This window comes from Pigmentiphaga sp. CHJ604, from assembly GCF_036972535.1.
Lineage (GTDB): Bacteria > Pseudomonadota > Gammaproteobacteria > Burkholderiales > Burkholderiaceae_B > Pigmentiphaga > Pigmentiphaga daeguensis.
In genome coordinates, this window is the sequence record NZ_CP136998.1 from 63,819 (window position 1) to 77,818 (window position 14,000).

Consider the following 14,000-nt stretch of genomic DNA (forward strand, 5'->3'; position numbering starts at 1 on the left):
CATCATGCTGCCGTTTTAATCGCAGGCAGCATCGCGAAGTATGCCTCATCGGGGGTCTGATCGGCCAAACTGGAGTGAGGGCGCCTCTGGTTGTACAACTGGATATACGCCCCGATGGACTGCCTGGCCTGGCTGACCGATTCGTAGGCCTTCAGATACACCTCCTCGTACTTGATGCTGCGCCATACCCGTTCGACAAACACGTTGTCGCGCCAGCTTCCCTTGCCATCCATGGATAACCGGATGCCTCGGCTTTGTACCGCTTCAGTGAAGGCGCTGGCTGTGAATTGGCTGCCCTGATCGGTATTGACGATATCAGGCAACCCGTAGCGGGTAAAGGCTTCTTCCAAGGCGTCAACGGCATGCACCGCTTCCAGCGTGATGGCCACCCGATGAGCCAGAACCTTGCGACTGGCCCAGTCTACGACTGCGGTCAGATACACAAAGCCCCGAGCCATCGGGATATAGGTCGTATCCAGCGCCCACACCTGATTGGCCCGGTTAATCCGCATATCGCGCAGCAGGTACGGCCAAACTTTGTGCTGGACGTTGCGCCGGCTCGTGTTGGGCTTGCAATACAGCGCCTTAACGCCCATGCGTTTCATCAGGGTGCCCACGTGTCGTCGGCCGACCTCATGGCCGTCACGGCGCAGTAGCCGCGCCAGCATGCGGGCCCCGGCAAACGGAAACTCCAGATGCAGCTCGTCGATCCGGCGCATCAACATCAGATCTCTATCGTTGACAGGCCGGGCCTGATAATACACGCTCGATCGAGCAATCCCCACCAATTTGGCCTGGCGTGACACCGGCAGTGCATGCGTACGGTCTATCATCGCTTTGCGCTCAGCAATCCCGCCTTGGTGAGCGCGCTTTCTAAAAAATCATTCTCCAGCGTGAGCTGGCCGATCTTGGCATGTAGCACCTTCAGATCGGCCGGCGGCTCGTTGTTGCTCTGTCCTGCCGACCCGAATACGTCCGCCGCCTTCTCCTGCAACTGCCGCTTCCATTCCGTGATCTGGTTCGGATGCACATCAAATTGCTGAGCCAGTTCGGCCAGGGTGCGATCCCCCTTGACCGCCGCCAAGGCCACCTTGGCCTTGAACGCCGCTGAGTGTGTTCGTCTCGTTCTCTTGGTCATCTCTCTGGTTCCTTTACCGGCATTATCGCCGGATCAGGCCCAGAGCTCTCCACTTATCGGACTGTCTGAATTTCCGCCGCCACCTCTCCAGGCTTGTTCTCAACGACGACCGGTTGGCCCCATGTCTTGCCAAGATGTTGACTCAAAGAACGGGCGAGAACGTCATTGCTGCCACCTGGCGTAAACGGAACGATCATCCGGATGGGCTTCTTTGGCCAGGCTCGATCGGCGTCTTGTGCGATCGCAGGCAGGGTGACAGCAAGAGCTAGCACGCCGGCGACGGCGAGTCGGAGGGGAGATGGCATGGTGATTCCAGACGTGAGTTAGCCCTTCGCACAGACGAAACTGCGCGAGGGGCGGAGTAGAAAAGTCAGTCGTATCCGTGCGTTCAGCGGCGGGCCCGAAGTCCAATCAAATGAGTGACGAGACCACGCCAGCGCGTCAAAGCGATGAGTGCAGCCAGGACAGCCAACCCGGCCAAAGCTTCGAGCGACATGCTGCCGCCTCCGCTCAGGACGGGACTGGAATCTGCCCGGTATCTTGGGGAAGCCCAGCCGTCGACGTAATCAAATAGGTTTTTGACGCTATTCGAATAGGCCGCAGCGCCACCTGTGTTCATGCAGTTGGCGCAGGGCGTGAAGCCATGCGTTGCGCCTTCAATGAACACCAGATCCTTGTCCTTGGCCGCCGAAGCATCAAATTCCTCTTCGGAGTCCCGGATGAACAGATAGCCTCCCATCCCCATGACAAGGGTTGGCACTGAGATCGCACCTACCGCGCAGATCGTTGAGTTGTTGCTCGAACAATGGTCGATCCCATCCAGCGAGTTTGTAGAGCGCACCGCTTGGGTGGACAGGAACGAGCGCAGCGATAACTGCTTCGTACCGCGGTTGAACGACATCGTCGAAGCCAGCGTATCGAGCTCCACTGGGCTCACGGATGTCACAAGCTGGCGGTCGATCGAGCCATCGTTGCGGATCAACTTTTGAGGACGCTGGGTTTTGCGCAGTGAAATTTGCGGATCGAGGCTATGCAGCTGCGATGCTCCGCCAGGACCTGCTCCCGGATTGCCGCCATGCGGAATCGCGAATTGATCGTTGTCGGGGAAAGGCCCTTTGCCGGCCGCAATGTCTTTGGTGCGGCGATCAGCTTCGGCGATCAGCGAATTCATGCGGCGCGACTGGGCAGCAAAATAACGCGCTTGGAAGTCGGGTGAGTAAGTCGAGGCGCCCGCAGCGTTATAGCCATTGGCGGGGCTGTAAGGATCAAGCGCCGGATCAAAGGCGCCCGGCGTTTCGCGCAACACCGATCCATTCAGGCTACGAAGCAAGATGACCGGAACACCTGGGTGCGCATCGGCGAGGATCAGACCGTCGGCTGGGGGAAGATTCGCTAGGTCGTTATTGCAGGGAACGATCTTGCGCGTGTCCTGGCAAAAACCGATGCCTTTCTCCGCTACGGCTTGGTAAAAACTTACGGTCGGCCCGCCGCCGCTATGACCGAAGAGGATCACTTTCTCGATCCCCGGCTGCTTACGCAAATATTCGACACCGACCTTTACGTCGAGTGCAATGCGGTCCCAATCGACCTGGAACTCGTTGTTCTCGAAGCGGGTGTTCATGCAGAAAACCGCATACCCGCGCTTGGAAAGCTCCGAACAACCAATGTGGCTCAAATAATTGCCCGTGCGATGCACGATGAGAAAGGCCACCTTCGGATTGGGATTTGCGTCGGGCGTGTAGTACAGCGCCTTGACACCGCCACTCGTGTAGTAAGTCGGGCGGCTTTGGGCCTGAGCAGCGCCGCTTGCGCACGCAACAGCTGCGAGCAAACAGGCCACTATCCTGATTGGGTTCATTGTCTTGTCTCCTGATGTACGTCGTTATGTGCCGCCGCATTCGATGTCGCAGGCGTGCCATGCAGTTGGGCCAGAACGCTACCTCAACCTCTTCTAAAAAAGCTAAGCAATCTAATAATTTAATTAGCTCTCTAATAGAATATTGATTAAGGTTCGGTGTGTCAAGCGCATCGAGCCGATTCGAGTGAGAGGAGAAACCCTTGAGCTGCTTGCAATCGCGTACGAACCGGCAACGCGAAGGCGTGAGCACAAATCGGGAGGAATCCAAGCGGACTGAATTAGGCGCTCCATTTTTTGCTTGGCTGGATTCTTCAGCATGCCCGCTGGCCCGCCAAGCGGTGGACGCGAATACAGAGTATTCAGAATTTCAATGAGCCTGTCTTTGCGGGCACCGCTCCCCTATTCATCTAACGAATAGGCTCAATGCGTCATCGCACATTGCGCATCGTCTGACAGTCCATAAAATACTTAGAACTCGAACGATATTCTCGAGATCTTATAAAAATTCGATAGGAGACAAGATATGAGATGGCGCCCTTTTGCATCAATGATGGCAGCCTGTATGGTCCTAACGACGGCCCCGGCGCATGCTGCCGAGCGCAATGCGTATCCCAGCCGTCCCGTCCGTATGGTGGTGCCGTTCCCGCCCGGTGGACCGACCGACATCTTGGCCCGCGTGCTTGGCCAGCACCTCTCAGAGAGTCTTGGGCAGCCTTTCGTTGTGGAGAACAAGTCAGGCGCGAATACGTTGATAGGCGCCGAGCTGGTCGCCCGCTCTGCTCCTGACGGCTACACACTGCTAATGGCTGTGGACAACACGCTCGTCATGAATCAGTTCCTCTATAGCCGGCTCTCTTATGACCCGGTGAAAGATTTTTCTCCAATCGCCAAGATGGCCGATTCTCCACTGACCTTGGTCAGTGGGAAGGATGGCCCGAAGACGCTTGATGAACTTGCTGCATTGGCACGCGCTCAGCCGGGCAAGATTTCTTATGGCTACGGAACTATCACATCCCAGTTGGCTGGCGAGATGTTGAAGAGTGAGCTGGGGCTGGACATGGTCGGCGTCTCCTATCGCGGAAGTAACGGAACAATCCAAGGGATGCTTTCACAAGATGTCACGTTCGTCATCGACGGCGTTGCCACAGCTCTTCCCCATATCAAGGGTGGCAAGCTCCACGCTCTTGCGAACCTCAGCCAAACTCGCATCCCGGACCTGCCCGCATTGAGCCCAGCGGCCGATCACCCGCGCTTGCACGAGATGAACGTAGCTGTTTGGATGGCGCTAGTTGCTCCCGCCGGGACACCCGACGCGGTCATCCAAAAAATCGAGGCAGGAGTCAGCGCTGCTTTAAAGAAGCCTGACGTTCAAGAAAAACTGTTGGGAGCCGGTCTGGTGCCAAAGGCCGGCACGTCCGCAGAGCTCAAGCAGCTGATTAGGGCGGAATCTGCCCGCTGGAAGCCCGTCATCGAGCGCGCTGCAATCAAGATCCAATGAACCCGGCGATTCCGCGTCGCCCCTTAAATTCCGCATTGCCCCTCAATAAAGGAATCATCATGTCGAGTTTGCCCACAACTGAAGCTGCTCCCGTCGCGCCTATTGCCAATAGTGCCGATGAATGGCGAGATGAGATGGCCCGCTTGTCGCAGTCGGCCGTACCGAGTTTTTTTAAAATTCGCGCGAGACTTCCGATCGAGGGCCGCACCAATCAGGTACTGGGCGCGTCACGGCACATGAACGTGGTGCTGAAGACCTATGCGAGCGGCGGTGAAAACGAATTGCACGCTCATTCGAACGAGGATCATGTCTTTGTCGTCATGCAAGGCAGTGCCTTGTTTTACGGCCCGCGGGGAGAAACGCGGCGTGTGGTGAAAAACGAGTGCGTGCTGATTCCTTGCGGCGCGTTTTACTGGTTCCAGGCTGAAGAAAACGAGCCGCTCGTGATGCTGCGCATTGGCGCTGCCGTCAACCCGGATACCGATGTGCTTGCGCGTGTCGATCCTGACGGCATGCCTTTCGATGGCTACTCGGAAAAGAACAAGGAAGTCGCATATCGCCTGCATGAAGACCAGTGGTTCGAATAACGCCTGCCAAGTGACGTATCAAGCTCCCTTATCTACTGACATCCCCGAGCACACCCTATGCCTATCCTTTGCCAACCACCGTTGACTTCGGAACGCCGCCCCACTGTGCGTGCGCCTCAGGGCGCGACCGATTGCCACGTCCATGTCTACGGCCCGAACAGCGATTACACGCTCGCTTCAACGAGGACTTTCGATGTGCCCGAGGCGCTTCCCGCAGATTTGGCAGGCACGCTTGATCGGCTGGGAATCGATCGTGTTGTCCTGGTTCAACCAAGCGGGTACGGCGTAGATAATCGGCGCCATCTTGACGCGATGCGCGAAGTCGGGCGTCCAGCCCGGATGATCGCTGCGTTACGGGCCGATACGCCGGACCCAGACCTCGACGCAATGCACGAAGCTGGCGTGCGCGGCGTGCGTTACACGATTGGACATGCGGGAGCCGCCCCGCTGACCGAGATGCCCATCCTGGCCGAAAGGATTAAGCGGTTGGGCTGGCATGTGCAGTTGCACGTGATGAACGATGGAGGCGGCGTGCCTCTGGCCGACATGGAGTCGACCTTGGCCCGACTTCCAGTGGACGTGGTCATAGACCACCTGGGATCTCTGCGAGCCTCCGACGGCATTGACCAACAGGGATTCCAAGCGTTGCTGAGGCTCGTCGGGCGCGGAAGGACTTGGGTGAAGCTCTCTGCGGGATACCGGTTGTCGAACACCTCTCCGCCATACAGCGACCTGGTGCCATTCGTTCAAGCGCTTCTGGAACAAAACGCTAACCACCTGCTATGGGGGAGCGACTGGCCTCACGTGTCCTTTGAAGGTTCGATGCCGGATACGGCCGATCTGCTTGATCAGATGACCGCCTGGATTCCTGATACGGCTGTTCTCGAGCAGATCCTGGTCGAAAACCCAGCCGAGCGGTATGGCTTCTAGAGAATGCAGTTCTCACACCAGACGCCCTTCGAGGCGAAGAAGAGCGGTCATTACCGTAGGACTCGCGGGCCGAGACTTAGCAACGCGCCCATCATTGCACCATACACATGAGCAGATACGATGATCGCGCCGCCGATCATCTCCTCTTCCGATGCGCCGGGCCCAACCCAAACCTGGGAGGCAAGCCGACCGACTATCAGGAGCAACAGAGTGGTCATACGCCAGTCGCGGCCCGCAGATGGCAAGCTGCCTCGCACCAACACACCATAGATCACGCCCGACAGTCCTACGTAATGGGCTAACTTCGGGTCAAGCAACAGCAGGCCGAGCCCAACGCCTATCGCTATCGCACCTACTTCCAGCCAAAATCGGCGGCGGGCGAACAATTTGGGAAACAGCAATGCGCCCACTATCCACCCACCTACGTTAAGCAGGCAATGAGTCCAGCCAAGGTGTACCAGCTGCCCGGTAAGCAAGCGCCACGCCTCGCCGTCAAGAATTGCGGCGCGATCGTAGCGCAGAGACATCGTCGACTCCGGCGCCAACAATTGAAGCACGAGAAGCATCAAAACGACTGCACTGGAATTGCCAAAGCCTCGCCCGAACGGTTTGTCACTTTGGGGCACTTCTTGAGGCGGCGACATAGAGGTGGCTCCGGTTGTTTGGACAGTATTTTGAGATTTTAAGTGGAACGCTCCGGGCACATCATGCTGCCGTTTTAATCGCAGGCAGCATCGCGAAGTATGCCTCATCGGGGGTCTGATCGGCCAAACTGGAGTGAGGGCGCCTCTGGTTGTACAACTGGATATACGCCCCGATGGACTGCCTGGCCTGGCTGACCGATTCGTAGGCCTTCAGATACACCTCCTCGTACTTGATGCTGCGCCATACCCGTTCGACAAACACGTTGTCGCGCCAGCTTCCCTTGCCATCCATGGATAACCGGATGCCTCGGCTTTGTACCGCTTCAGTGAAGGCGCTGGCTGTGAATTGGCTGCCCTGATCGGTATTGACGATATCAGGCAACCCGTAGCGGGTAAAGGCTTCTTCCAAGGCGTCAACGGCATGCACCGCTTCCAGCGTGATGGCCACCCGATGAGCCAGAACCTTGCGACTGGCCCAGTCTACGACTGCGGTCAGATACACAAAGCCCCGAGCCATCGGGATATAGGTCGTATCCAGCGCCCACACCTGATTGGCCCGGTTAATCCGCATATCGCGCAGCAGGTACGGCCAAACTTTGTGCTGGACGTTGCGCCGGCTCGTGTTGGGCTTGCAATACAGCGCCTTAACGCCCATGCGTTTCATCAGGGTGCCCACGTGTCGTCGGCCGACCTCATGGCCGTCACGGCGCAGTAGCCGCGCCAGCATGCGGGCCCCGGCAAACGGAAACTCCAGATGCAGCTCGTCGATCCGGCGCATCAACATCAGATCTCTATCGTTGACAGGCCGGGCCTGATAATACACGCTCGATCGAGCAATCCCCACCAATTTGGCCTGGCGTGACACCGGCAGTGCATGCGTACGGTCTATCATCGCTTTGCGCTCAGCAATCCCGCCTTGGTGAGCGCGCTTTCTAAAAAATCATTCTCCAGCGTGAGCTGGCCGATCTTGGCATGTAGCACCTTCAGATCGGCCGGCGGCTCGTTGTTGCTCTGTCCTGCCGACCCGAATACGTCCGCCGCCTTCTCCTGCAACTGCCGCTTCCATTCCGTGATCTGGTTCGGATGCACATCAAATTGCTGAGCCAGTTCGGCCAGGGTGCGATCCCCCTTGACCGCCGCCAAGGCCACCTTGGCCTTGAACGCCGCTGAGTGTGTTCGTCTCGTTCTCTTGGTCATCTCTCTGGTTCCTTTACCGGCATTATCGCCGGATCAGGCCCAGAGCTCTCCACTTATCGGACTGTCTGAATTTCCGCCGCCACCTCTTTCTCCAGCCCGGGCCAGGGTTCCACCCCGCACCTGAACATGGTCATCCTGATGCAGCAGGCCGGCATCGACATGCTGCACGTGCCCTACACCGGCATCCCGCCCGCGGTGATGGACGTGGCGGCCGGGCGCATCTCCAGCGTGTTCGCGTCCTACTCCGACCTGCTGCCGCACGTGCAGGCGGGCACCCTGCGCATTCTTGCCAGCACCGGTTCGACGCGCTCGCCCATCAGTCCCGACATTCCGACCATGAAGGAGTCGGGCTACGGCGGGTTCGAAGTGGTCGGCTTCGGCGGCCTGCTGGTGCCGGCCGGCACGCCCGCCGCGCTGACGGCGAAGATGGCCGCCTCGGTGCAGAAGGTGCTGGCGCGTCCCGAGATCCGCAGCCGCCTGCTGGAACTGGGCTTCGAGCCGGTGGACAGCAACCAGCAGGCCTTCGGGGCACTGGTGCGCGAGCAGAATGCATTCTGGGCGAAGGTGATCCAGGACGCCCACGTCAAGGTCGAATAGGAGTTCCTTCATGCAACCCGCACTTTCCCGCTCGTACCACCTGCGCTTCGTCGGCGACTGGGGCCAGGCGAACTTCCACCGCATCTGCTCCTGGCTGTGCGAGGAGTTCTGCAAGCGCGCCGGCCCGCGCAGCCGCGTGGCCATATGGAGCATACGCGCCGGCGGTATCGAGGCCATCGACCTGGTGCAGGAAGGCGAGGTGGACCTGTGCCTGGTGACGCCGGCGATGCTGATGCCGGCCGCGCTGACGGGCCAGTCCATCTTCCAGGGACGCGCCGCGCCCAACCTGCGCTCGCTGGCGGTGCTGCCGCAGAACGACCGCATGGTGCTGGCGCTGCGCCCGGACCTGGGCATCCGTTCTTTCGAGGAACTGCGCAGCCGCCGGCCGGCCCTGCGCATCGCCACGTCGCGCAACGACGGGACCAACTTCATCGGCTATATAAGCCGCCTGTTCATGGCGGCCCACGGCATCGACGAGGCCACGCTGGCGGCCTGGGGCGGATCCTACGTCGAGGACACCAATCCTCGCGACAGCCTGGCGCGCATGGAGGCGGGAGAGGTGGACGGCGTGCTGCAGGAAGCGATCATGACGCCGTGGTGGGCGCGGATCGTCGAGTCCGGACTGGCGGTGCCGCTGTCCGCGGAACCTTCCGCCCTGGCCCGGCTGCGCGCCGATCACGGCTTCCCGGCCAACGCGCTGCCCGCAGGCTACTGGAAGAATCTCGAGACGCCGGTGGAGGCCCTGGACTTCTCGGACTTCCTGGTGCTGGTGCGCGACGACATGGACGAGGAGGTGGCGCATCTGCTGACCTGGTGCCTGGTGGAGACGCGCGAGGCCATCGAGCGCCAGTACCGCCACCTGCCGCCGCAGCGCAGTCCGCTGTCCTATCCCATCGATCCCGCCAGGATGGCCCGGCCGTCCATCGCGCTGCATGCGGGCGCGCAACGCTATTACCGCGAGGCGGGGCTGCTGGCCTGAGCCGCTCGTTCCCGCCCGCCCCGAAGGAGACCGCCGTGCCCGAAGTCCTTGAATACCTGGAGGCATTTCCTTTCGACGCGCCGCCCCGCGTGCTGCGCCGTCGCGAGGAACTGCTGCTGGCCGAACCCCTGCCGGGCGGCGGCCGCCCTCCCCGCGCGTACCCGCCCGTCGAGGCGGTGCATTTTCCCCCCGGGTACGTGGACCAGCCCTTCGTGCCCCCGCGCGGAGTCTACGAAAGCGCGGCCATGCGGATAGAGTGGCAGACGATGAATGCCCGCCAGCCTTTCTACCACCGCAACTGCGGCGTGGACGAGATCTCGTTCCAGGTGTGCGGCGACCGCACCATCATGACGGAACTGGGCAGCGTGGACGTGGCGCCGGGCGAGTTCGCCCGGCTGCCCGACGGCGTGGCCCACGACAACTATGGCCGTCGCGACATCCACCTGCTGTTCTACGTGCCAGGTCCGGTCGAGCGCCTGGGCGCGGTGGACCGTCGCTCCGAGGCCAGGATCCCGCCGTTTCCGGGTTGGTCGCCCGCGCCCCTGAACGAGCTCGTCACCGAAGGCGTGGCCGGCCCGGGCCAGGACGTGGCGCTGTCTCCCATCGACGAACGGCTGCTGCTGTCCCATGCCGATGAAACACAGGAGCGGCTGGAGGTCCTGCGCATCGGATCGGGCAGCGAATGGCTGTATCGCGGCCCCACGGCCATGATCGGAACCACGGCCGCCGCCGCCTCGACCGGACACGTCTATCGCCGGCTGCGCAACGCCGAGGAGATCCAGTATCAGGTCTCGGGTACGCGTACGCTGGTGACCCAGCGGGGCGTGCTGCGCCTGGCGCCCGGGGACTTCGTCCGCATTCCCCGCGCCGTGGCCTTCGCCAGCATCCACGCGGAGCCCAGCACGCATCTGTCGCTGGTCTCGACCCAACCCATCCCGCAGGTGGCGCAAGGCGCCCGCCAGGCCGAGCGAATGACGCCGTCGGAAATCGACGCGCTGCGCCCTGGAAAACCGACTTGACACACAAGGACAGCAATATGAGCGACATGCTTGCCGCGCGCGCCCACCAGGGCGCGACCGAATTGCGGCTGGAGCGGGTGCCGGTGCCCGAGCCCGGCGCACGGGACGTGCTGATCAAGGTCGTGTCCGCCGGCATCGCGCCCGGCATGATGAAGCTGCTCGAGCGCGGCCGCTTCAAGCACCTGCCGTCCACGCCCGGCCACGAGATCGCCGGCGTGGTCGTCGCGGCGGGACGCGAGGCCGACGCCTCGCTGGTCGGCCGGCGGGTGCGGGTGCATCCCATGCTGTCCTGCGGCGACTGCGTCTATTGCCGCACCGACCGCCAGCAACTGTGCGCGGAGACCGCCATGATCGGGCACGCCGCGTTCGGCACCGGCAAGCTGGAGCTCTACGCGCGCTATCACGACGGCGGCCTGGCCGAGTATGCGCGCGCCCCGGACTGGCTGGTCGACCCCCTGCCCGACAACGTCGGCTTCGACGTCGGCGCCAAGGTGCACGACCTGGCCAATGCCGTGCGCGCGCTCAAGTGCGCGGCCATTCCCGAGCCGGGGCGCCTGGTCATCACCGCGGCCACCGGCACCATGGGAACGGCCAGCATCCTGCTGGCGCGGTTCTACGGCGCGCGCAGCCTGGTGCTGGTGGCGCGGTCGCGCGAACGCCTGGAGGCGCTGCGGCCGCTGGCGGGCGACCTGCCCGTGGAACTGGTCGCGCTGGACGAACTGGCGCCCGACTGGGCCGAGAGCCAGGGCCTGACCCGCCGGCTGCGGGAGGTGCTGCCGGGAGGCGCGGATGCCGTGCTGGACTATTTCCCGGGCGGCCCGGGCACGATGCAGGCACTGCGCGCGCTGGCGCTGGGCGGCACGCTGGTGCACATGGGCGGCAACGCCGTGCCGCTGTCGCTGACGGTGGCCGAAGCCATGCAGATGTGCTGGAAGATCGTCGGCACCCGGGCCTGCACGCGATCGGATACCGACGCCGTGCTGGAACTGCTGGCATCGGGCCGTCTGAACGCCGATGCGCTGATCACCCATCATTTCCCGCTGGCCGAGGTGAACCGGGCCCTGCGGGTCATGCTCGATCGCAGCGAACCGATCTGGATGGCCGTGGTGCACCCGGGGCAGGGCTGAACAGGCCCCTAGGCGAATGCCTCGCTGAAGAAGTCGATGAAGGTCCGCACCTTGGGCGCCATGAATTTGCGGCTGGTATAGGCGGCGTACAGGGTCACCGAAGGGGGCCGGTACTGCGGCAGCAGGCGCACCAGCGCGCCGCTGTCCAGGTCGTCGGCGATCAGCCATTCCGGCAGGTAGCCGGGTCCGATGCCCGCCAACAGGCTGTGTCGTGCCAGGGACGAGTCGTCCGTCTTCAGCGCCGTGGGCACGCGCAGCGTCGAGGGTCCCCCGGGTCCCAGCAGGGGGATTTCCTCGGATCGCTTGATGTAGGCGGGCAGGACGGCCGGACGGTCGGCCAGCCGGGCGGGCGACTCGAAGGGGCCGTGCCGTTCCACGTAGTCGCGCGAGGCCGCCAGCACGAAGCGGACCTCGCACAGCGGCCGCACGATCAGCGATGGCGCGTTCTGCGTGGTGGTGGCGCGCAGGGCCAGGTCGAAGCCTTCCTCGGCCAGGTCCACCTTGTAGTTGCTCAGGCGCAGGTCGATGACCACGCGCGGGTAGCGTTCGCGGTAGCACGCCAGCATGCCGGCGAAGCGGCCGTTGGCGCACCAGACCGGCGCGGTGATCTTCAACTGGCCGCGCGGCTCGGCGTGGCTGTCCTGCAGGGTGGCCTCGGCGTTGTCCAGCAGGTCCAGCGCTTCGCAGCACTGCTCGAAGTAGACCTGCCCCGCCTCGGTCGGGCTGACGTGCCGGCTGGTGCGGTTGAGCAGGCGGGCGCCCAGGCTGCGTTCCAGGTGGGCCAGGTGCTTGCTGGCCATGGCCGGCGAAATCCCCAGTTGTCCGGCCGCCCGCGCGAAGCTGCCCGCCTCGACCACGAGGCGGAACACCTTCATGCTGACCAGCGTGTCCAAGCGTTCAGGCCTTGCCGCGCGACGCGTCGATGCTGAAGGCGCCCGCGCCGGCCACGGCGAAGAACAGGAACACGAAGCAGTACAGCACCGCCGGCTCGCCGCCGTTCTGCAGCGGGCTCAGGAAGGCCTTGGGCGCATGCGCCATGAAGTAGGCCACGGCCATGAAGCCGCACAGGATGAACGCCACCGGCCGGGTGAACAGGCCCAGGATCATCAGCAGGCCGCCGCCGATCTCCAGCACGCCGGCCAGGCCCATCAGCGAGAACAGCTGGATGCCTTGCATGCCCAGCGACGGGATGTCGAAGAACTTGGCCGTGCCGTGCTGCAGGAACACGTAGGCGATGACGATGCGCATGACGGCTTGCGCGCGGGGGGCCCAGACGGCGAGGGTGTCGTTGGTGGAGGTCTGCATTGGCTATTTTCCTTCAAGAGTGACACGCGGGTGAAAAAGACTGTGTCCAGGACCACGGCGCCCGAAGGGCGTAGGGGGTGGGTTTCCCTACCCGAACCGGGTAGCCGAGACGATGACGTTCATGACTTCATCCTGAAAAATGCGGCTGCCGGGGTCGTCGCCGGCCGCGCCCGCCGCCACCATCAACGGTAGCAGGTGATCGGGCCGGGGCTGCGAGACGCGCGCGTCGGGCGCCGAGGTCCAGTTCGCCAAGGCCTGTTCGCGCGCCTCGCGCGGCAGCGCCACGGTCTCGGCCAGCCAGTCGTCGAAGCGCTGCGAGGCCGGCTTGAACGCCGGCGCGAAGCCCCGCATGTTGTGGAAGCTCATGCCGCTGCCCACGATCAGCACGCCTTCGTCGCGCAGCGGCGCCAGCGCGCGGCCCGCCGCCAGGTGGGCCTCGGGGTCCAGGCCGGTCTTCATGGACAACTGGACGACAGGAATGTCGGCGTCGGGAAAGATCAGCTTGAACGGCACGAACACGCCGTGGTCCAGCCCCCGCTCGGTGTTCGAGCCCGAAGCGATACCCGCCTGCCCCAGCAGCTCGCGCACGCGGCCGGCCAGCGCGGGCGAACCCGGCGCCGGGTATTGCAGCCGGTAGGTGTGCTCGGGAAAGCCGTAGTAATCGAACAGCAGGGGCGGGTTGGGGCTGGCGTTGACGGTGAAGTCGTCCTCTTCCCAGTGGCCCGAGATCACCAGCACCGCGTCGGGACGGGCGCCCGCCGACGCGGCGAGTTCCTTCAGGAAGGCGGCCATGCGGTCCCACATGTGGGGATCGCCGGGCCATTCCATGAAGAAGCAGGGGCCGCCTCCATGGGGGATGAAGAACGTGGGCAGACGGTGGGCGCTCGAGGCGGACATGGCAGCTCCTGTGGCGTGGCCTTTGTCGGCAATATAGGCGCGTACTGTCAGGCAATCAATCGTGCAAAACGGAAGAGTTCGTTTCCTGTCCGTTGATGATCCACGGTGCGGGTTGAGGCCATTCCAGGCGCCAGCCTGTGCGTACTGCCGGGCTGCGGCCACGCCGCGCATCTGGAGCGCGAGGACTGGTTCAACGCCGTCGTTGCGGATTTCCTGGATCAACC

At 62.8% G+C, this 14,000-nt stretch carries 14 protein-coding genes; 7 read left to right on the forward strand and 7 right to left on the reverse strand.

What is annotated here, in order from left to right:
• Positions 1-2: 2 nt before the first annotated feature.
• Positions 3-1,138, reverse strand: a protein-coding gene (locus tag R4823_RS00325) for an IS3 family transposase (protein ID WP_087841031.1) whose coding sequence is annotated in 2 segments (ribosomal slippage) — positions 3-883 and positions 883-1,138 — 1,137 coding nt in all. Because the reading frame shifts where the segments join, the coding sequence is not laid out codon by codon here.
• A 388-nt stretch (positions 1,139-1,526) separates the two neighbouring features.
• Positions 1,527-2,996, reverse strand: a complete 1,470-nt coding sequence (locus R4823_RS00330; RefSeq protein ID WP_338617020.1) for a hypothetical protein — start codon at positions 2,994-2,996, stop codon at positions 1,527-1,529.
• A 523-nt stretch (positions 2,997-3,519) separates the two neighbouring features.
• Here R4823_RS00330 and R4823_RS00335 point away from each other — a divergent pair.
• The 3 genes from R4823_RS00335 (at position 3,520) to R4823_RS00345 (ending at position 6,011) form a co-directional block, all read left to right on the forward strand.
• Positions 3,520-4,494 (forward strand): tripartite tricarboxylate transporter substrate binding protein, encoded by a 975-nt coding sequence (locus R4823_RS00335; protein ID WP_132980766.1) that lies wholly within the window; start codon positions 3,520-3,522, stop codon positions 4,492-4,494.
• 59 nt (positions 4,495-4,553) lie between these two features.
• On the forward strand, positions 4,554-5,081 hold the full coding sequence (locus R4823_RS00340) for a cupin domain-containing protein (protein WP_243724708.1): 528 nt from the start codon (positions 4,554-4,556) through the stop codon (positions 5,079-5,081).
• Positions 5,082-5,186: 105 nt separating this feature from the next.
• Positions 5,187-6,011 carry an amidohydrolase family protein gene (locus tag R4823_RS00345; protein WP_243724709.1) on the forward strand — a complete coding sequence of 275 codons (825 nt, stop codon included), beginning with the start codon at positions 5,187-5,189 and terminating at the stop codon, positions 6,009-6,011.
• Between the two features lie 50 nt (positions 6,012-6,061).
• Here the strand turns inward: R4823_RS00345 and rrtA are convergent, their stop codons facing one another.
• Positions 6,062-6,538, reverse strand: coding sequence for a rhombosortase (gene rrtA, locus R4823_RS00350; protein ID WP_338617022.1), 477 nt, complete (start codon positions 6,536-6,538; stop codon positions 6,062-6,064).
• A 178-nt stretch (positions 6,539-6,716) separates the two neighbouring features.
• A protein-coding gene (locus R4823_RS00355) for an IS3 family transposase (RefSeq protein ID WP_087841031.1) occupies positions 6,717-7,852 on the reverse strand; the annotation gives its coding sequence in 2 pieces (ribosomal slippage) (positions 6,717-7,597 and positions 7,597-7,852; 1,137 coding nt in all).
• Positions 7,853-7,921: 69 nt separating this feature from the next.
• Between R4823_RS00355 and R4823_RS00360 the strand changes: the two genes are divergently transcribed.
• Genes R4823_RS00360 through R4823_RS00375 form a run of 4 tightly spaced genes read left to right on the forward strand, consistent with a single transcriptional unit; the run spans position 7,922 to position 11,574 of the window.
• Entirely contained in the window at positions 7,922-8,449 is a 528-nt protein-coding gene (locus tag R4823_RS00360; protein WP_256369626.1) for a tripartite tricarboxylate transporter substrate-binding protein, read from the forward strand.
• 10 nt (positions 8,450-8,459) lie between these two features.
• On the forward strand, positions 8,460-9,428 hold the full coding sequence (locus R4823_RS00365) for a TAXI family TRAP transporter solute-binding subunit (protein ID WP_087838976.1): 969 nt from the start codon (positions 8,460-8,462) through the stop codon (positions 9,426-9,428).
• A 35-nt stretch (positions 9,429-9,463) separates the two neighbouring features.
• The gene (locus R4823_RS00370) at positions 9,464-10,447 is read left to right on the forward strand and encodes a hypothetical protein (RefSeq protein WP_338617024.1); all 984 of its coding nucleotides are present in this window, start codon (positions 9,464-9,466) and stop codon (positions 10,445-10,447) included.
• Positions 10,448-10,464: 17 nt separating this feature from the next.
• Entirely contained in the window at positions 10,465-11,574 is a 1,110-nt protein-coding gene (locus R4823_RS00375; RefSeq protein ID WP_338617026.1) for an alcohol dehydrogenase catalytic domain-containing protein, read from the forward strand.
• Between the two features lie 8 nt (positions 11,575-11,582).
• Here the strand turns inward: R4823_RS00375 and R4823_RS00380 are convergent, their stop codons facing one another.
• The 3 genes from R4823_RS00380 to R4823_RS00390 all read right to left on the reverse strand — a co-directional run bounded on the left by R4823_RS00380 (position 11,583) and on the right by R4823_RS00390 (position 13,776).
• Positions 11,583-12,467 carry a LysR family transcriptional regulator gene (locus tag R4823_RS00380; RefSeq protein ID WP_087838973.1) on the reverse strand — a complete coding sequence of 295 codons (885 nt, stop codon included), beginning with the start codon at positions 12,465-12,467 and terminating at the stop codon, positions 11,583-11,585.
• 4 nt (positions 12,468-12,471) lie between these two features.
• A complete protein-coding gene (locus R4823_RS00385; RefSeq protein ID WP_338617028.1) occupies positions 12,472-12,879 on the reverse strand; it encodes a DoxX family protein in 408 nt (135 codons plus the stop codon).
• 87 nt (positions 12,880-12,966) lie between these two features.
• A complete protein-coding gene (locus R4823_RS00390) occupies positions 12,967-13,776 on the reverse strand; it encodes a class III extradiol ring-cleavage dioxygenase (protein ID WP_338617030.1) in 810 nt (269 codons plus the stop codon).
• Positions 13,777-14,000: the final 224 nt, after the last annotated feature.

Excerpts from the sequence above, each read along its gene's own strand:
- R4823_RS00330 (WP_338617020.1), bottom strand. The coding sequence starts at position 2,996 with ATGAACCCAATCAGGATAGTGGCCTGTTTGCTCGCAGCTGTTGCGTGC.
- R4823_RS00335 (WP_132980766.1), top strand. The coding sequence starts at position 3,520 with ATGAGATGGCGCCCTTTTGCATCAATGATGGCAGCCTGTATGGTCCTA.
- R4823_RS00340 (WP_243724708.1), top strand. The coding sequence starts at position 4,554 with ATGTCGAGTTTGCCCACAACTGAAGCTGCTCCCGTCGCGCCTATTGCC.
- rrtA (WP_338617022.1), bottom strand. The coding sequence starts at position 6,538 with ATGTCTCTGCGCTACGATCGCGCCGCAATTCTTGACGGCGAGGCGTGG.
- R4823_RS00365 (WP_087838976.1), top strand. The coding sequence starts at position 8,460 with ATGCAACCCGCACTTTCCCGCTCGTACCACCTGCGCTTCGTCGGCGAC.
- R4823_RS00375 (WP_338617026.1), top strand. The coding sequence starts at position 10,465 with ATGAGCGACATGCTTGCCGCGCGCGCCCACCAGGGCGCGACCGAATTG.
- R4823_RS00385 (WP_338617028.1), bottom strand. The coding sequence starts at position 12,879 with ATGCAGACCTCCACCAACGACACCCTCGCCGTCTGGGCCCCCCGCGCG.
- R4823_RS00390 (WP_338617030.1), bottom strand. The coding sequence starts at position 13,776 with ATGTCCGCCTCGAGCGCCCACCGTCTGCCCACGTTCTTCATCCCCCAT.